This is a genomic window from Brevibacillus sp. FW306-2-1A-C05A, assembly GCF_058781555.1.
Map to the genome: position 1 here is coordinate 59791 of NZ_JBYSWV010000008.1, position 18809 is coordinate 78599.

The 18809-nt window shown below is 58.0% G+C and carries 13 protein-coding genes; 3 read left to right on the forward strand and 10 right to left on the reverse strand.

All coding sequences use genetic code 11. The annotated features are described in order from the left end of the window. Positions 1-2 precede the first annotated feature (2 nt). The 9 genes from AC3WJN_RS08145 to AC3WJN_RS08185 form a co-directional block, all read right to left on the reverse strand. Positions 3-767: a LamB/YcsF family protein gene (locus AC3WJN_RS08145; RefSeq protein ID WP_005835304.1), complete on the reverse strand. Its 765-nt coding sequence runs from the start codon at positions 765-767 to the stop codon at positions 3-5. Then, on the reverse strand, positions 764-1810 hold the full coding sequence (locus AC3WJN_RS08150) for a 5-oxoprolinase subunit C family protein (protein WP_007783584.1): 1047 nt from the start codon (positions 1808-1810) through the stop codon (positions 764-766). Before AC3WJN_RS08150 ends, AC3WJN_RS08145 begins: the two co-directional genes overlap by 4 nt. Then, positions 1789-2502, reverse strand: a complete 714-nt coding sequence (gene pxpB / locus AC3WJN_RS08155) for a 5-oxoprolinase subunit PxpB (RefSeq protein ID WP_005835308.1) — start codon at positions 2500-2502, stop codon at positions 1789-1791. The genes AC3WJN_RS08150 and pxpB overlap by 22 nt, the downstream gene beginning before the upstream one ends. A 95-nt stretch (positions 2503-2597) precedes the next feature. Next, positions 2598-3245 carry a pyroglutamyl-peptidase I gene (gene pcp / locus AC3WJN_RS08160; protein WP_005835309.1) on the reverse strand — a complete coding sequence of 216 codons (648 nt, stop codon included), beginning with the start codon at positions 3243-3245 and terminating at the stop codon, positions 2598-2600. Between the two features lie 37 nt (positions 3246-3282). Then, positions 3283-4053 carry an IclR family transcriptional regulator gene (locus AC3WJN_RS08165; protein WP_007783581.1) on the reverse strand — a complete coding sequence of 257 codons (771 nt, stop codon included), beginning with the start codon at positions 4051-4053 and terminating at the stop codon, positions 3283-3285. An 88-nt stretch (positions 4054-4141) separates the two neighbouring features. After that, complete coding sequence (locus AC3WJN_RS08170; RefSeq protein ID WP_007783579.1) at positions 4142-5095, reverse strand: DUF979 domain-containing protein; 954 nt, start codon at positions 5093-5095, stop codon at positions 4142-4144. A 3-nt stretch (positions 5096-5098) separates the two neighbouring features. After that, on the reverse strand, positions 5099-5803 hold the full coding sequence (locus AC3WJN_RS08175; protein ID WP_005835315.1) for a DUF969 domain-containing protein: 705 nt from the start codon (positions 5801-5803) through the stop codon (positions 5099-5101). A gap of 31 nt (positions 5804-5834) precedes the next feature. Continuing rightward, positions 5835-9371 (reverse strand): M14 family metallopeptidase, encoded by a 3537-nt coding sequence (locus AC3WJN_RS08180; RefSeq protein ID WP_310669947.1) that lies wholly within the window; start codon positions 9369-9371, stop codon positions 5835-5837. A gap of 220 nt (positions 9372-9591) precedes the next feature. After that, positions 9592-10476 carry a YitT family protein gene (locus AC3WJN_RS08185; RefSeq protein WP_007783572.1) on the reverse strand — a complete coding sequence of 295 codons (885 nt, stop codon included), beginning with the start codon at positions 10474-10476 and terminating at the stop codon, positions 9592-9594. Between the two features lie 186 nt (positions 10477-10662). Here AC3WJN_RS08185 and AC3WJN_RS08190 point away from each other — a divergent pair, with 186 nt between their 5' ends. From AC3WJN_RS08190 to AC3WJN_RS08200, 3 genes are all read left to right on the forward strand, one after another. After that, complete coding sequence (locus tag AC3WJN_RS08190) at positions 10663-11706, forward strand: DUF4855 domain-containing protein (RefSeq protein WP_007783569.1); 1044 nt, start codon at positions 10663-10665, stop codon at positions 11704-11706. 76 nt (positions 11707-11782) lie between these two features. Further along, positions 11783-13387: an SWIM zinc finger family protein gene (locus AC3WJN_RS08195; protein WP_005835321.1), complete on the forward strand. Its 1605-nt coding sequence runs from the start codon at positions 11783-11785 to the stop codon at positions 13385-13387. Next, positions 13384-16245 carry a DEAD/DEAH box helicase gene (locus AC3WJN_RS08200; protein WP_005835323.1) on the forward strand — a complete coding sequence of 954 codons (2862 nt, stop codon included), beginning with the start codon at positions 13384-13386 and terminating at the stop codon, positions 16243-16245. Before AC3WJN_RS08195 ends, AC3WJN_RS08200 begins: the two co-directional genes overlap by 4 nt. Before the next feature lie 217 nt (positions 16246-16462). Here the strand turns inward: AC3WJN_RS08200 and AC3WJN_RS08205 are convergent, their stop codons facing one another. Further along, a complete protein-coding gene (locus tag AC3WJN_RS08205) occupies positions 16463-18718 on the reverse strand; it encodes an EAL domain-containing protein (RefSeq protein ID WP_007783559.1) in 2256 nt (751 codons plus the stop codon). Between the last annotated feature and the right edge of the window lie 91 nt (positions 18719-18809).

Sequence of the window (18809 nt, forward strand, 5' to 3'; positions counted from 1 at the left end):
CCTTATGACGAGCGGATGCAGCGAATAAAGACGCCCGCCGCTTGCAGCGCCTGGCGAATGCTCTCTGCAAATGCAAGCGCGTGCGCACCGTCCCCGTGGATGCAGATCGTGTCCGCGCGAATCGGCACGTCGACGCCTTGCAGCGACTGCACCTTGCCTTCTGTCACCATGCGCACGACCTGGGCTAACGACTCGGCTTCGTCGGCGATCAGCGCGTCTGGCTGCGTCCGCGGCGTCAGCGTGCCATCCGCCTGGTACGTCCGATCTGCAAACACTTCGTGCGCGGTGCACAGCCCGATTTTTTCCCCGGCCCGCGTCAATTCGCTGCCAGCCAGTCCGAACAGAACGAGCTCCGGATTGACCCGGTAAACCGCCTCGGCGATCGCCTCGGCCAGCGCGGGACGCGTCGCTGCCATGTTGTACAAGGCTCCGTGCGGCTTGACGTGCTGCATGACGCCTCCTTCCGCCTGGACGAACGCTTGCAGCGCGCCAATCTGGTAGACGACCAGCTCGTAGGCGTCCTGGGCGGAGATGTCCATGTTGCGGCGGCCGAACCCGACCAGATCGGCCAGTCCGGGATGCGCCCCGATTGCCACCCGGCTCTCGATGGCCAGCTTCACCGTTTTTCGCATCGTGGAAGGGTCGCCCGCATGAAAGCCGCAGGCGATGTTCGCGGAGCTTACATGCTGCAAAATCGCCTGATCGTTGCCCAGTCGATACGCCCCAAAGCTCTCCCCCATGTCACAGTTCAAATCGACAACCTTCATTTGCTCTGCCTCCATCCCGCGTTGATTTGGATTCCCAGCTTGATTTGTTGCAGCTCGGTTTCTTGCTCGTACAGCGCCTGCTGGGCTTTACGCAAAGACACTTCCTGAAACTGCACGCGATCGCCCGGCCGCAACTGCGCCAAAATCGGCAAGTCAACGGTCGCCACATGGCCGATTTTCGGGTAGCCGCCAACCGTTTGCCTGTCCGCGAGCAAAATGATCGGCTGGCCGTTCGGCGGGACCTGGATCGTGCCCGTAGAGACGGCGGCGGAAATCAGTTCCAGCGGCGACTCCAGCGCAAGCTGCGGCCCTTCCAAACGATAGCCCATTCTGTCGGATTGCGCCGCGAGCTGATACGGCGTCGCGAAAAACTGTCGGCGGCTCTCCTCGGAAAAATAGCCGAACTCCGCTCCGCGCATGACCCGGACGACCGCGTCTTTTTGGTACGGAAAAACATGCTGCGGGACAAACCAGTCCATCTCGCCGCAACCAGCGTTTCGCGCTTTGCTTTTCGCTTGCAACTGCTCTGCGAAAAACAGCGCCAGCTCGCTCGGCTTGCCTGGCTCGAGTCGGTCTTTTTCCCGGAGCGTCCTGCCCCATGCCCCGCCAAAGCCCGCCCGGACATTCGTGCTGCGGCTGCCCATGACGAGCGGAACCTCCCAGCCGCCCGCAATGGCAAGGTAGGCGCGACAGCCTTTTTTGGCATGGGCAAACTTCAGCGTGCTGCCTTTTTTCACCCAGACAGGACGGTTGCTGTGGATGCGCACGCCGTCTATAGCAGGCTGCATGTCCGCTCCACACACGGCCAAGAGCGCATCCTGGTGAAACAACAGCACTGGCCCTTTTACCGTCAGCTCCAGAACGGCGGCGTTCGGCTCGTTGCCGACGAGCATGTTTGCCATGCGCATCGCCAGCGTGTCCATCGCCCCGCCGACGATCACCCCGTGCCGCTGGTACCCGTATCGGCCCAAATCTTGAACGGTCGTGTACAAGCCTGGTGATAGGACTTCGATGCTCATGGTCATGGCCCGATCTGCCCCCATTTCCCGTATTGTTCCTCCGAGATCGGACAGAAGCGAACTCTGTCGCCTGCGCGCAGCAAGCTCGGCGGCTGTTCTTCCGGGCGGAACAGGCGCTCCGGTGTCCGGCCAATAATTTGCCAGCCCCCCGGACTCTCAATCGGGTAGACACCTGTCTGCTCTCCCCCGATTCCGACGCTTCCCGGCGCAATCGCGGTTCGCGGCGACTGCCTGCGCGGGGTGGCAATGCGTTTGTCCAGTCCGCCCAAATACGGAAAGCCAGGAGCAAAGCCGATCATGTGCACGAGATACTCCTGCCCGGAGTGAATGCGGATCAGTTCATCCGGGGTGATGCCGTGATACGCGGCCACATCCAGCAGGTCAGGGCCAAACGCGCCGCCGTAGCAGACGGGAATCTCCACCAGCCGCGGCTTCGTCTGTTCATCCGCGCGAATGTGCACAAGCTGCCCCGCGAGCAGCGCCTTGAACCGCTCGTACGGCATGTCCGCTGCGCGCGGATCGTACCACGCCACCGGATCGTAATACACCGTGACAGACGTGTACCCCGGTACGTATTCGACCATTCCCGGAAGCGGGTGCTCTTCGAAATAGTCGGCGAGCGCCTTTACTTTTTGCTGTGTCGCCTGGTCAATGGCGTCTCCGAGCTTGATGACAATTCCCGAGTCGCCGAGTGGAAAAAACGCGACTTGCTCCAACCTGCTCCCCTCCTATTCCATTTTCGTTCCGATAATCGGCATAATCATTCCGAATTTTAGAGTAAAGGAAAAGAGGAGTTGTCCTCCTCTTCGTATTAGCTGATTTGTCCGCCGCCTTCGACGATGTCTTGCTCCAGGCGCACCGCTGTTTCGATCGCGACTTGCAGTCCTTTGGCGATCGTCTCCACCGACATGCTCGGCTGGCCGGGGTGCTTCGCTGCCTGCTCGGGCAAGTACGGAATGTGGAGAAAGCCGCCGCGGATCGCCGCGTTTTGCTGCGCGAGCGTATGCATCAGTCCGTAAAAAAGGTGGTTGCACACAAACGTTCCTGCCGTTTGGGAAACGGAAGCGGGAATGCCGTTCGCCCTCATTTCCTTGACCATCGCTTTGATCGGCAGCGTGGACCAGTAAGCCGCTGGCCCGCCTTCCACAATCGGGGTGTCGATCGGCTGGTTTCCTTCGTTGTCGGGAATCCGCGCATCGTTAACATTGATCGCCACGCGCTCGACGGTAATGTCCGGCCGGCCGCCAGCCTGTCCAATGCAGAACACGAGATCAGGTTCCGTCTCGCGAATCGCTTGCTGCAAAAGCTCGATGGACTTGCCGAACACCGTTGGCACTTGTCTTGTTTCGATGCGATACCGTTCCGACCGGACGTCAGCCAGTCGCTTGACCGATTCCCACGCCGGGTTGATCGGCTCGCCGCCAAATGGGTCAAAGCCTGTTACCAAAATGGTTTTCATCGTCGCTCTCCCCTGTCCCTGCTATCTGTTTTATGAATCAGCTTCGCCTCGCTCGCCTCCAGCCCAGCGCCGTGGAAATGCGCTCTGCGGCAGCCGTCAAATGGGCGATCAGCGTTGGCAGCCGCTCCTCGGTGAACCGCTCCTGCGGTCCAGCGATGCTGATGCCTGCATGCAGACGACCCATGTGGTCAAAAATGGGCGCTGCGACCGCTACCGTATCGTTTTCCAACTCCGAATAGCTGATCGTGTACCCTTTTTCCCGCGCATCCGCCACTGCTTTGCGCAACTCGTCCCTGTCCGTGATCGTCCCGCGTCCAATCGGCGCAAGCTCCACTTCGCGCAAATACTGCTCTCTTTCCTTTTCTTCCAGAAAAGACAAAATAATTCGCGAACAGGCCCCGGCGTACAGAGGCGATCTGCGCCCGATCTTCGTATAGAGCCGTACCGGGTGTGGCGTATCGAGCTTTTCGATATAGATCGCTTCTTTTCCGTCCCGGACGATGAGATTGACCGCCTCTTCCACTTCGTCCCGCAGGGCGCTCATCACGGGCAAAGCGAGCTGGCGAATATCCAGCCGCTCGGACACCAACTGGCCGAACTGCAAAAACAACAGCCCGAGCGAAAATTTGCCGTCCTCGCCCCTCTGCAAAAAGCCCATTCCTTCGAGCGAGCCGATCATGCGATGGATCGACGTTTTCGGCATGTTCGTCAGCTCGACCATCTCGTTCAAGCTCAATCTGTCGTGGTCGATGAACAGATTGAGCAGCTCCATCGACTTCACGACTGTTTTGTTCTGGTTTTGTATCATGGACTTCTCCATCCTCGCGATCTGGTTGTTTTTGTCCATATTTTATCATTATTGTTGCCAGGAAGAAAAAACAACAGATGGTTTTTGCCTACAGCGAGACGAGATACAAAAGGATGATGTTGAACGCAAGCAAAACGAGCGCTGTCGGGAACTGCACGCGAATGACGTGGTTTTTGTCTTTCAAGTCGAGCAGCGCGGCGGGCACGATGTTGAAGTTCGCTGCCATCGGCGTCATGAGCGTGCCGCAGTAGCCCGCGAACATCCCGATTGCCGCCAGATGGTTCGCATCGACGCCGAACTGGCCGATCAATAGCGGAATGGCGATGCCCGCCGTCATGACCGGGAAAGCCGCGAACGCGTTGCCCATAATCATCGTGAACAGCGCCATGCCTACGCAGTAGGCGAAGACGACCCAGAACAAGGAATGCGTCGGAATAACGTGCGCAACCAGATCAGAGACGACCGTCCCGACACCTGCGCTGGTAAAAATCGTTCCGAGCGTAGCCAGCATCTGCGGCAGCACAGCCGCCCAACTGATCGCTTCCAGCAAGCGCCGCGATTCTTTGACAGGTGTCAACGGGTTGCTTTTGGTCAGCGCCATCCCGACGAGCAGCGAGATCAACGTCGCAAGCCCTAGCGAGACGAGCGTAATGTTTTTCTGGTCGAGCACGAACAGCTCGCCGATTTTCACGTCCTTGAAGCCGAGACTGCCGACAATCGTCAACAGCGGAATCAACAGCGCTGGCACGAACAGCCAGTTGCCCAGCCGCTGGCGGTTCTGCCTGCGCTCCTCAGCGGAGGCTTCGCCGTAGCTTCCCACCTTCAAGCCGCCCAAGCCGACGATCAGCACCATCACAATGACTAAAAGTCCCATGGCAAAAGGCGGGATGATACTGCCGAGCAGCAAGGAAATCCCGTAGAGCGCATAAAAAAGGCCAGAGGTGAAGCGGCGCGGATTTTTCTTGTCCACAAACGTAAACAGGCTGCCGCCAAGCGCAATCAAACCGAGAAATACATAGATCGCTTCCATCGAAATCCACATCGGTTATTCCCCCTTGCCTGTCGATGTGTGCTTGCTGTTGCGCTGTCCCAGCCGTCGGTCCAGCTTGCGGTCGAGCAAAATCAGGCGGATGCTGTGCACGACGAACGCGGCAATCGCGGTCGGAATGGCCCACATCGCCATTTGCAGCGGATCGGACGGAATGTTGTTCTGGTCGAAAAAGCCTTTCATCAATAAAATTGCGCCAATCGCGATAAAGACGTCCTCGCCAAAAAACACGCCGATGTTGTCGGCCGCTGCAGAGTGCGCGCGAATATTTTGCCGCACGTCGTCGGGGAGGTCTTTGCCGTACTTCGCCTCCGCCGCTCCTTCTGCCATCGGCGCGACGAGCGGCCGCACCATTTGCGCATGGCCGCCGATCGAGGTCAGGCCAAACACGGCAGCGACCTCGCGGATAAAAAAGTAGACGTTAATGATGCGGCCTGCCGTGGCGGCCTTGATTTTGGAGACGAGCGCTTCTGCCTGTTCGCGCAGTCCAAAGCGCTCCAATAGCCCGATGACGGGCAAGGTGGCGATAAAAATCGCCATGTAGCGGTTCGTTGTAAACGCCTTGCCAAATTGCTCGATGATCTCATACAGCGGCTGCTTGGCGAGCAGTCCGGTGGCAAGCCCCGCGACCGTCACCACCAGGAGCGGGTTGAGCCGCACGATGAAGCCGATAATCACGATTGCAACACCAATCAAAACCATGTTGGTAGTCTCCTCTCAAATGAGCGCTAATCTAAAGCGGGCGCTTGCGGATGAGGCCGATGCGAATGGTGCCATCTGCCTCGTGCTCCCGGATTTCCTCTATTGCTACTTTCCGATTTTTCATCCAGTCGGCAATTGCCTGGTGGACCACATGGTGGGCGTGTCGGCACGCTTGCAATTCTTTGCCATACACCGTCTCGTCGTTGACCTCTGTCATCAGGTCGGCTGTCACCCACTCCGGGAAACGCTCGATCAGATCATGAGAGTTGCGGTTAATCGGGCTGTCCCGCGTGTAGGCAATGCTTCCGTTCGACAGCTCAATCGGAAAATGCTGCGGGTCAAAGTCATGGCCCCATCTGCGGTATGTGGCGAGCCAATCGACGTTGTCCTGCGCGACAGCCGCGTCCTGGTGCAGCGAAGCGGTGAGGGCTGCGCGCAGCGAAGTGTAGGCTTCGCGCTGCTCGGGGGTCGCCTCTGTCAGCGCGCGCCAGATCGTGTACATCCGCGCGCTCGGAATCCAGTACGAAACCGGGAAGCGCGGCGGGCTGTTGTAGCCGCTGAACGGCTGAATCCATTCGTGCGACGGAATCCCGTGGTCGTCGAGCACGATGTCAGGCGCCCAGCGCTCCCATACTTTCGGATAAATCCGGCTCTCGCCAAACGGCACGCCGCTTTGAAACCGATACTTGGCAAATTCCAGTCCGCATGCGTTGTAGCGGGCGGCGTGGTGCTTCCAGCACGGGTTGTCCTGCGCAAGCTGCGCGTGCAGCGCGGCTCCGTCGACGTTTTCCAGCGGGATGATGACGAGGTTGACCGCCTCCAGGACAGAAGGATCGTCTGCAAGCTGGGCGATCATTTGCAAAGCGGCGTTCGTGCTCGATACTTCGTTGGCGTGGTGCCTTGCGTTGATGAAAAACGTCGGCCTGTACAGCGCGTGCTTGGCCGTGCTCGTCGCAAAGCTGTGCTGCGCTTTTCGGGCGAACAGCTCGACGGCCCAAATCCAGCGGCCGCTCAGCGAAAAATCGAGCGGCACGACCTGTCCGGGCACTTGCTCGCGGTGTTGTGCGAGCCACTGCTCCACATCCTCGCCTGTGAAAACGTCCTCCCAAAGCGACTTTCCCTTGGAAGCTTCTGTAGTAGCCTGCTGCGCGATTGGCTGCTGGTCGGCAGGCTGCGCTTGTGATTGCGCCATGGAAAAGCCCAGCCATGCCTGGCACTGCTCTCTCAGCGTAGCGTCCGCAATCCCTTCGAGCGTAACCGACCAGTCGGTTTCTTTGCGGCAAAGCCCGGTCGCTACCGCATCCCGAAACGGCATCCCCGCAAACGGGCGGATGACCGTCGCCGCGCCGCTCGCGTCGACCGCCGTGATCGCATGCTCCGTCGGAAAGGCGTACAAAGCGATCCGCGCCCACGGCTTGCCGCCCTGTTCGACGTGCATGAACGGCACGATTCCGCCAGGTGCGTCCCACTCCGGGTCCCCGACCTTTTTCCCGTGGTTGTGCATGGCGTGCAACGTGTAAAAGTAAATATCTTCGTGCAGCGCTTCCAGGACGGAGCTGTTCTCCTCCAGATGCGGCAGCTTTTTCTCCACGGCATCCATCCCGACATGGCATTCCAGCCGGGAAAACTTCGGCACGCCAGGATTGCCCCCTACCTGCCGGAAAATCATCGGCAGCACCTGCTCCTGGTACCATTGCCAAAAGCGATACGGATTGGTTGCAAACGGTTTCCTCGCAAGCTCGTTTTGCGTCTGCGCTTCCTTTACCCGGACGCCTGCAAACGGAACGAGCACACGACCGCGCTGCGGCTGATCCGGCATGTACGGCCTGCTCTCTGCCCAGCCTTCCCAGCTCCAGTCGGCAAGCACCTCTTTCGACTCGGCAAAAGCACACACGGAAAACATCGGAGCGGCAGAATCTTCTGCAAGCTGCAGGCGAATGCGTTCGAGCGGAAGCGACAGGCTGTCGGCCAAAATCGCATCAAACGGATACAGCTCCTGCAAAAAGCGGTGAACCAGGTCGAAGTGCTTGTCCGCTGGCCGAAACGCCCTCGCCCGCAGTTCGACGCTGTGCACGTCTTTGAGCTGGACGATTTGCGGCAACACCTCCTGCATGGCCCAGTTCAGCCCCGACTTGTTTGCGTCGCGAAACGCGAACCAGACTTCGACGCCGTAGCGCTCCCCGCATTGCCCGACCAGCTTTTTCGCCCACGCCGCAAACGTCTGCTCGCTCGCCGTGGTCGTCACTTCGATCTCCAAAGCGGCTCCCCCGGAATGTTCGGCATGCTTTTGCACAACGGCCAGCAAATAGTCTTCCATCTCTGCTAATTCGCCCGGATCGCTCCACTCCGCCGTCCAGACAGGCAGCTCTTCCGTAACCGCAAGCGGCACGGGGCCACCCGCTCGTCCACCGCCGCCCACATACTGCTCCCATACTTCTGTGGGGCGGGCCAAATGCTCCGGTACTTCCAGGCGCGCGATCTCTGTGCGCTCCCGCAGCGAAAACGTTTGCAAGCCAAGAGACGCGCGCAACGACAAATCTTGGCTGTCGCTCTTTAAGGCGAACAACCGCTGGCGCCAGCCGAAATGCTGTCCTGCGGAAAGCGGCGCAAATCCGTCTGCGAGCAGCTCGCGCACAAAACCGACCAGATGCAAAGCATCGCTCTCGATCCGCAACTGCTTGCCGTCCTCGAAAAGCTCCATACGGCTCTCTCCATGAGCAGCCGGAGCCGTTTTTGTTTCGAAGACAATCTCAAACCGCCCCGCCTCGTTTTCTTCCCCTGCACACCGCGTCACAGGCGTGCGTACATAGCCCGCAGACAAGGCGAGGCGCGCGCCAAGCTCCACGGCCGCCACCGTCTTCTCCAGCGAGCCATCCGGCATGGACAACAACACGTCCAGCGTCGGCAGCAGCTCCCCGTCGTTTTGCTCGTACAGCCCTTCTGTCGTAAACAGTTCGTGCAGCGAAAAAGTCCGGGAGCGGTTGTTGCCTGGATTGGTCGCCGTCTTTTCGGCGGTCAACGGAGCCGCCGGTTTTGGCGCAATCAAAATCGCGCGCTGATGGCCGAAGCCCGCCTGCTCTATTGCATCTTGCCTGTACTCCCCGGATACGAGCGCGCGTGCCGAAAGCAACGTCATTTGCGGCGATGTGCCTGTAATGACGAGAATCGACTCGTCTTCGCCCTCGCTCACATACAGAATGCCTGCCTCTTTTTCGCCGTTGTCCCGCAGCTTGTGCAGAGCGAGTAGCGCCGCTTTGCGTTCGCCCAAAACCGAAGCAAGCCATGCCTGCTCGTACCCTACGACGATCCGCAAAGTACGCGGCTTGTCCCCCTGTACCGGGAGAGCCTGTTCATCAAGCTGGTCGAAAATGAACAAGTGCTCAAAAATCGGCAGCGGCAAGTCGGTCAGGTGCAAACCGATCCGACTGGCCAGCTCTGCCATCGCGGCAGATTCCCAGCTCGTGCGCTCGGACGGAACCGTGATTTTCGAGACGATTCCGTCAGGGGCGCTGCTCCCTTTGCTGGCCCGAAAAAAGCCGTTCGTACTCCACAGCTCGTCTATCCTCACCTTGCCTCACCCGTCTTTCTCATTTTGTTCCGAATTTCGGAACTACTATTTCATATTCAGTAAACAAATCATAAATTCATAATGCTTAAAAATCAATAGATCATTTTCAAGTTTCAGAAAAGATAATCAGTTAGGAATGGCAGACACGCAGAAAAAAGCAAGCATCTGCTGCTTGCCTGTCCTGTTTGCGCCTGACTAGCCTATCCGGCCACGCTCGCCGTTAATGAATATTTTTTTTCTTGAACCGCCCTCCCGATACGTCGTGAATATGGCCGATCGCGAGAAACGCGGATGCGTCGATCTCCTCCACGATTGATTTGAGCTTGGCTTCCTCCAGCCGGGTGATGACACAGAAAATGACTTTTTTGTCGTCCCCGGAGTAGCCGCCCTCTCCGCGCAAATACGTAATCCCCCGTCCCAGCCTGGCAGACAGCGCGTCCCCGATTTCGTTCGGATAGTCGCTAATAATCCAGACCGAGCGCGATTGTTCGAGGCCGACCATCGTCAAGTCGATCATTTTGTACGCGATATAGTAGGCAATCAGCGAGTACATCGCCCGGTCCCAGCCAAAGATGAAGCCCGCGCTGCCGAGGATGAAAATATTGAAAATCATTACGACTTCCCCGACGGAAAACGGACTTTTGCGCGTCAGCAAAATCGCGACGATCTCGGTGCCGTCCAACGACCCGCCTGCGCGAATCACCAGTCCGACGCCAATCCCGATAATGATGCCGCCAAAGACGGCAGACAGCAGCAAATCGTCGGTCAAGCTGGGAACGTGGTGCAAAAAATTCGTCCCGAGCGACATGACGGCTACCCCAAACAGCGTGGAGATCGCGAACGTTTTCCCGATCTGCTTGTAGCCGACCAACAAAAACGGCAAGTTGAACAGAAAGAGGAAAATCCCCAGCTTGATTCCGGTCAGGTGTGACATCATGATCGACAGACCTGTGACCCCGCCGTCGATGATCTTGTTCGGCACGAGAAAAATTTCCAGGCCGACGGCAACCATCAGCGCTCCGACGATAATCGCAAGCGCCCTTGTGACGATTCTTCGCTTTTTGGCCCGCTTATGGGTAATCGGACCCGTTTTTGCGGCTTCCATCAAAATCATCCTTACCCGTTTTTTTCTTTTCTGCATTCAGCTTTCCCCGCTTGCTCCAAAAATAGCCAGCCTGCTTTCAGCGGCTAGTAAGTCCTGCGGCTGGCTGTATATACGCCCGCTTTCTGACATACGTGTTAGCGAAGGACCTTTTCGCGATCAAACCGTTTGGAGAAGAGGTGTGTTGGCATGGCTCCCTATCCCTCGCTCGGAAAAAGCCCGATCGATCAACTGTTTCTCGCGTACACAGGCTACAGCATCGGCACGGACGGCACTCCGCACTACCAGTTTTGGGAGTGCACCGACTTTTTGCCCTTGCTCTTCCATACCGATCCGGTGACCGGATTGGCGGACGGCGGCATGTTCACCGATTTTCTGTTTTTGGCGCTCGGGATTTTGAATCCGTCGGGGGAAGGCCGCTTTTTGGCGCGCAGCGACAAGGCTCCCGCTGGCTGGAACGAATGGCTGCGCTACATGGATGAGCTGTTCCTTGGCGACCGGAATCTCGACGCGCTCTGCCAGGCGGTGCGTTGCTCGCCGCTGTCGCGCACGAATGTGTGGGTGGCCCTGCCTTACCCGAATCCGCAGCAGTTTGGCGACGACGCCTACCGGATCGAGGCGGTCATCGAGTGGATGTGCCTGTTTCTTACGAGGTGGGCCAAAAAGCCGTGGAACGATTGCCTCTGCCTAAAAGGCTTCTACTGGCTACAGGAAAGCCTGTACTTCCAAGGGCCCAAGCACGACGACCGCCAAGTCATCCGGGCGGTCAACGACGCGATCCACGGCTGCACGCACGCCGGACGGATGCTTCGGAGCATCTGGATTCCGTATCAACAGGCGGCTGGCTGGAACGAGTGGGCACAGCTTGGCTTCGACCTCGCTTTTTTGCAACCGAACTACTACTTCAACCCGAAAAAAAGCGTGGATGCTTCCGCCGCCGCAAGCGAGGCAGCCGGAATGGGCGTCGAAATCGAGTTTGACCTCGGAGTCACCTACGATCGGGAAAAACGCGAGCGGCTGCTGGCGTACTTGCGGGCCGGAGCTTCCGGCGGGACAGACGGGCATGGCAATGCTTTCGGGCCTTTTCAATACGACGCGCCGCTCGCCTGGTACACGGGCGGCTGGTTTTTCGGCAAAAACGGGCGCAAGCAGGCGCTCGTCAGCTTGTACCAGTCAGGCGATCCGCTTTACGACGAGCTTTTCTCCTTTTTAAACGGAATCGCGCCGCCGTAACGATTCTTGCTTTTTCCATTCCCCGACTTTTGCGTTATAATGGAGGGATGACACTTCGTTCGGAGGACCAGAACACATGTTGCAAAGAGAGTTGACACGGGAACAGGCAGTAGCGGCTGGAGAGCAAGTCCTGCAAGGAATGGAGAGTGCGATCATCGAGCGTGGCTATTCGTACTTTTCCGATGGGGTTGTCTTTAATACACGCGTCGAAAACAACCGCATCCTGTGCAGCGATGTGCAAGGCACCCAGGTGTACCACGTCCAACTCGACCTGGAAGATGTGCAGGACAGCACCTGTACCTGTCCGTACACCCGTCTTTGCAAGCATATCGCCGCTACTTTTTTTCAAATGTACAGCGTCTTCGAAAACCCGCGCCACTTTTTATCCAGGGCGCAGCAACCGCGTCGGGTGAGCTTCACTCCCGCCATGCTCATCCCGAGCTATCGGCCAGTGGCAAGCGATTTGCACGGGAATGAGGCCGCCCCCGTTTCCTCCCCGCTGACCGCAGCCAGTTCCGTTTCCGACTGGTGGGCGTTTTTCGAAAGCTGGACGCGCAATTTGTTATCCGCGATGGAATCGTACCGCGCTTCCTCCGAAATGTTTTCCAGCTACCAAAACGTCCAGTCCGTCGCCGCGGGATGGCCACGGGAACGGGCCCAGTTGTTTCACATCCACGCCAATTTGTTTCACCTGCAAAAGTTGCAGCAATACGTCAAGAGCTACCGCCAGTCCAACTGGTATCCGGACTTGGCGCAGACGGCGGAACGGCTGCTCGAGCAGTTGGAGGGGGCCATCTACTTTGCCGATCGCCAGGCATTGTGGGCCGACCATCGCCCGGCGCTCGCTGAAACGGTGACGATCATCCAAAAATGGAAGGAAAACGACACGTCCTCCCTCTACTGGGTCTACGCCTATCGCATGATCTGGTGGTCGCTGCTCACCGACCCGGACTGGATCAAACAAGAGGTGGCGGAGCTGGAACAAGCCATGCAGACGTCGAATGCGCCCGCAGCCGAAAGCGAAAAATACCGCCTGCTGCGCGCCCACTTTTCAGTCATGGAAAACGAGGACGCGCTCGCCCTGCAAGTCTGGAAGCCGATTCGCCGCTTGCCTTTAAGTTTTTACTTGCCCTACATGAAAGCTTTCGCCCGCAATCAGGAGTGGCAGCGCTTTCTGTTTTGGACGGAGGCGCTGACCGAGTTGATCGGGTCGGCGGAGGCCGCACAATATCGCTTGGTCATCGCCATCTGGCAAGAAGCGATGAAGCAGGTCGGCCGCTCCGACGAGTGCGGAGCCATGCTGAAAAACTTCCTGCCGAGCAGCTATTCCGAGTACGCCCTGCATTTGTACGAGGAAAAGCAGTTCAAGCAATGGGTCGATTTGCAAATGTCCTATCAGGTGCCGCTTGCCGACATCTCGTCTGTGCACCTGAAAGAAATCGAGGACGCCGATCCGTCCTTGCTGTATCCGTACTATGTGCGCGAGATCAACCGCCTGATCCGCGAGCGCAACCGCCCCGCCTACAAAGAGGCGATCAAGCTGTTGAAAAAAGCGCGGGCCACTTACGCCAAGGCCGAGCAGGAGTCCGACTGGGAGCGCTTCGTGGACAAACTGTCCGCCAAGCACAACCGCCTGCGGGCATTTCAGGAGGAGCTAAGGAGAGGAAATCTGAACCTATGAACACTGTTACAACCATGGTGCTAACCGCAAAGCTTCTGGCAGACGGCCAGTTCCTTATTGCGGGAGCAGACCCAAGCGGGCAGGCGCTCGACCCGGATGAGCTCGCCGGAGCGCTTTTTGCCTGGGATGAAGCCTCCTACTACGGCACGTTCGTGGAAAAAAACGAGCAAGGCTTGCTGCTCGGCCCGACAGAGGCGCTGGCCTTTTTCGCCTCGCCGCCGTGGCTTTTGCACCGGGCTTATTCCGTCGACAAGCGTTTTCTGGAATACCAGGGCGTCGCCGTGTTCCTGCAAAAAACGCTGGCCGCAGGCGCCATCGTCCCAGACTTTGCCGCATGGAAGCAAGGACGATTCGGCTGGAGGGCGAAGCAGGCCCCGGCTTCGTTTGCGCCCTACGGCAACAGGTGGCTTTCGCATGTGTTGGAGGAAGCTGTCCACGCCTTTGGTGAGGTCGGCCGCGCCTGGGATCAGCTCACTGCCCAGTTTCCGGCGCTGCACGTCATGGGCGACAAGCTGTCCGTCCATTTGCAGGAGACGGAATGGCTGCAATCGATTGGCTGGCTGCCGGATGTGACGCCGTTTCGCACCTGTTTGCAAATTGTCGAGCCTGCGCACGCCGCCAGCGAATGGCTGCTCCAGGTTTATTTGCAGGATCGGGAAGAACCGGATCGGCTGTTTGTGATCGAGCCGCATCAGTTCGGCGCTCCAGACGCGCACACCGCGCGCATCCCTCTGGAATGGAAAGAGCACTGGCGGCGTTTTCAAAGCGACCTGGCCAAATGCCGCGACATTTTCCCTTGGCAAACGTCCGGCGCTGACGAACCGGACGGGCTGCGCACCCAGCTTACCAATGAGGAAGCGTGGCTTTTCCTGACGTCCTGCAGCCTGCAGCTCGTCCAGGCTGGCATTCACGTCTTTTTGCCGGCGTGGTGGGAGCAGGTGCGCAGAGTCAGACCGAAGCTCCGGGCGAAAGTCTCTTCCTCTGTCGGGGCGAGCAGACAGTCTTTTTTGGGCATTTCGCAGGTCATGGATTTCGAGTGGAAGCTCGCGCTCGGTCCTGTCGAGCTGAGCGAGGAAGAGTTTGCGCAGTTGATCCGCCAGAAGCAGCGGCTGCTGAAAATCAGGGGGCATTGGGTGCAGCTCACGCCTGACCTGTTCGCCGAGCTGCAGGAAGCGCTGAAAAAAACGAACGCAAAAAACGGCATGACCTTGCGCGACGTGATGAGCATGCACCTGACCGCAAATGTCGAAGCCGAAGAACCAGCGGACGACGACGATCTCGCTGAACCTTACCCGCTGACGGTGGAAGTCCAGCTCAACGCGCATTTGCTGGAGCTGATGCACCGCCTGCAGGAAACGAAGCACATCCCGATTTTGCCGCAGCCGGACACGTTTTGCGGCACGCTGCGCAACTACCAGTTGGAAGGAAGCTCGTGGATGCTGTTTTTGCGCCAGTTCGGTCTGGGAGCGTGTCTCGCCGACGACATGGGCCTTGGGAAAACCGTGCAGTTTATCACCTACTTGCTGCATGTGAAGGCGACAAAAACCGCCCAGTCCCCTTCGCTGCTCATCTGTCCCACCTCCGTCATCGGCAACTGGCAAAAGGAGCTGCAGCGGTTCGCCCCTTCGCTCAACGTGTTCATTCATTACGGGAATACCCGTCCGAAAAAAGAAGATTTTGCTCCGGCCATCGAGGGGGTCGATTTGGTCATTACGTCCTATGCGCTGTCCCACCTCGACGAACAGGAGCTGTCCTCCATCACCTGGAATACGATCTGTCTGGACGAGGCGCAAAACATTAAAAACGCCTATACGAAGCAAGCGTCCGCCGTCCGTGACCTGAAGGCGTGGCACCGGATCGCGCTCACCGGAACGCCGATCGAAAACCGCCTGAGCGAGCTTTGGTCGATTTTTGACTTCCTCAATCCCGGCTACTTGGGCAGCCTCGGCGACTTTACCCAGCGTTTCGTCCTGCCGATCGAGCGCGACCGCGACCAGGCGCTGATCCAGACGGTGCAACGGCTCATTCAGCCGTTCCTGCTGCGCCGCACCAAGACGGACCCGGCGATTCAGCTCGACTTGCCGGAGAAAAACGAAAGCAAGGAATACGTGCCGTTGACCGCCGAGCAAGGCGCGCTCTACGAAACCGCGATCCAGGACATGTTCGCCCGGATGGAAAACGTCTCCGCCATGGAACGGCGCGGCCTCATCCTCACGACATTGACGCGGCTCAAGCAGCTTTGCGACCATCCCGCGTTGATCTTAAACGAGATCACTACGGCGGATGAAGCAAGCCGCTCGCACAAGCTGGAGCGACTGCTGGAACTGGTCGAGGAAATTCGGCAAAAAAAGGAGCGCTGCCTGATCTTTACGCAATACATTGAGATGGGCAACCTGCTCCAGCGCGTGCTGACGCGCGAAGGCTACGGCCCCGTTTACTTTTTGAACGGCGCCACCAAAAAAGAAAAACGGGACGAGATGATCGCCCGTTTTCAGGATGCCTCCCTCCCGGATGAGGAGCGCGGCGCCATTTTCATTCTGTCCCTGCGCGCAGGCGGCACAGGTTTGAACTTGACGGAAGCGAACCACGTCATTCACGTCGATCGCTGGTGGAACCCCGCCGTGGAAAACCAGGCAACCGACCGGGCGCACCGCATCGGTCAGCGGCGGAACGTGCAGGTGTACAAATTCATTTCGCTCGGCACCATCGAGGAACGGATTGACGAAATGATGGAGCGCAAACTCTCGCTCAGCCAACAGATCGTCGGCAGCGGGGAAGGCTGGATTACCGAGTTGTCGACGGCCGAGCTTCGCGAGCTGTTCGCCCTGCGCCACGACTGGAGCAATACGAAAGGATAGTGTCAGATGGAGCCTGTGAAGGAAACCAAGCCCTCTTCTCCCCCGGCTACAGAACACGAGAGCAAAGACTTGCCCGAAGCGTGGAAACGCTTTTTACAGGCAGTCCAAAGCCAGTTCTCCGCACAAAAGCCGCCATCCGCCAAATAAACCACGCCAAAAAGTCCGATCCGCCTCGCCAGCCGATCGGACTTTTTTTTGTTGCTGTCGCCGCAGCGCGTCAAGCGGTATCCGTCGGCCTGTTCAGCGGCAAATACACTTCGACCTTCGTTCCCTGGTTGGGGGCGCTGGAAAAATGGATGTACCCGTCATGGTACTGAATAATTTTATAAGTAATCATTAGGCCAAGCCCCGTCCCTTTTTCCTTCGTGCTGTAAAAAGGCTCCCCGAGCCGCTTCAATCGCTCTTCGGACATGCCGCAGCCTTTGTCCACAATCTGGATCATGACCTGATCGTGCCCCGAGCGCAGCGCCCGGATGCGTATCGTCCCCCCGTCCGGCATGGACTCCACGGCATTGGAGAGCAAGTGGATGAACACTTGCCTGATCTGGCTTTGATCGCACCACAGACACGTCTCTTCGACATCGTCGATCTCGAGCACCATCTGATGTGCCGGCGCTTCCTCCTGCGCGACCTGCGTGACGCTGCGCAGCAGTTGCGCCAGATTTTGCGACTCAAACTGGTGGGACCTTTGCTGGGTCAAAAAGACAAATTCGCGCAAAATGCTTTCGAGCTGGTGAAACTCGGCGAGCATGATATCAAAGTATTCGCTTTTCCACTGGTCGCGCCGCAGCAACTGCACGAAGCCTTTGATCGAGGTCACCGGGTTTCGGATTTCATGTGCGACTCCTGCTGCGAGCTGCCCGACGACGTCGATCTTGTCCATTTTGCGCAAAAATTCCTCTGCCTGCACCTGCGCCGTACTGTTGCGGATGATGAAGACGATCTGCTCCACCTCGGCCTGCTCGTTTTGCACAGGCGTTCCTTTTGTTTCCAAAATCAGCTTGCTGCCATTGCGGTGCTGGCAGGAAAAGGTAACCGCCCTGGGAAGCTTCCACTCCATAATTTCCTGAAACGTCTGCCAGACGCGTTTGAGCTGTTCGCTCGGCAAAATGGTTTGCAGATGCTGATGCAAAAACACCTCCGGGGATACCTCCAAGACGGTGTGAACGGACGGCGACACGTATGTAACATATCCATGGCAATCAATGACCACGATCATATCCGAAATGTTTTCCGCAATCAGCCTGTATTTCGCTTCGCTTACCCGCTGGGCTTCCTCCGCTTTTTTCAGTTCCGTGATGTCGACACAGGAAGCGATCACTTCCTTCACCCGCCCATCCCGGAAGATCGGGCGCATGACAGCCAGGTAGCAAACGCCGTTGACGACGCCCTCATAGGTGACGTTTTCTTCGCCGCCCCAGGCCCGCTCGTAATGCTCTGTCTTGCGCAGCGCTTCCTTGCGGGGCAAGATGTCGCACAACTCGTTCCCTACGACCTGCTCCGGCGTCAAGCCGATCCGGTAGATCAACTCCCCCGCGCAAAACGTATGGATAAACCGCTCGTCCTGCTTGCGAAATGTAAACGTCATTCCTTGCTGATTGCGCAGCACCTCGCGCAAACAGTTGTGGTTCTCGCCCGCTCCCTGCTTTGCGCGCGCTGGCGCATCGGCAAACGCCTTGCCCTGTGAGCTCATCTTCGCGACAAGCCCCTCTTCCAGCAGCGGCTCGCAAAAGTAATTTCCTTGGGCAAGGTCGCACAGAAGCTCCCCCAACAACTCTGCTTGCTCGCGACTCTCGACTCCTGCAGCCGTCGCCTGCAGGCCCATTGTCTGCGCGATCGCCAATGCGGTTTTGAGCGCAGCCTCTTGCGCAGCGTCGGTCAGCGCTTGCTGGATCAAGGTTGAATCGAGCTTGAGCTTGTCTACAGGAACACGCGATAAATACGGGATTGAAACCGGATCTTTTCCGAACTCGTCCAGACTCACCTGCACACCGAGCTGCTTGAGCTGGGCGAGGACGCCAATCGTACGCTCCATATCGCCCCCGGCCAATTCCGTTATTTCCAGCTCCAAATAGCGCGGCGGCAACTGGATTTCCCGCAAAATCGTCTGGATCGTATCCCCGAATACGACAGACTCGAAAGCATGCGCGGACAGGTTGACCGATACGACCAGCGGCCCGAAGCCGATGTCGATCCATTCCTTGCATTGCGTGCACGCGGCTCGCAGGACCCATTCCTCCAACAAATGAATCACGCCGCTTTTTTTGGCAAGCAGCAGCAATGTCTGTTGCGGCAAAAGTCCCCACTTTTCATGATGCCAGCGAACCAGGGCCTCGACCCCCGTCATCCCTGTTGTTCGCAAATCGAAAAAAGGCTGGTAATAGAGTGTGAGCTGCTGGTTCACAATGGCTTGAAACAGATCTTCATCGGTCTGATTCAGCTCATCCTGGTCGATTGTTTGAATACGAACCACGTCCCTCCTAAAGTTTGTCATCAAACGGGACAGCGACAGCAAGTCCCACAATTCCGAACTATTCTGACACTTCCTCTCTTTCTACTTTATA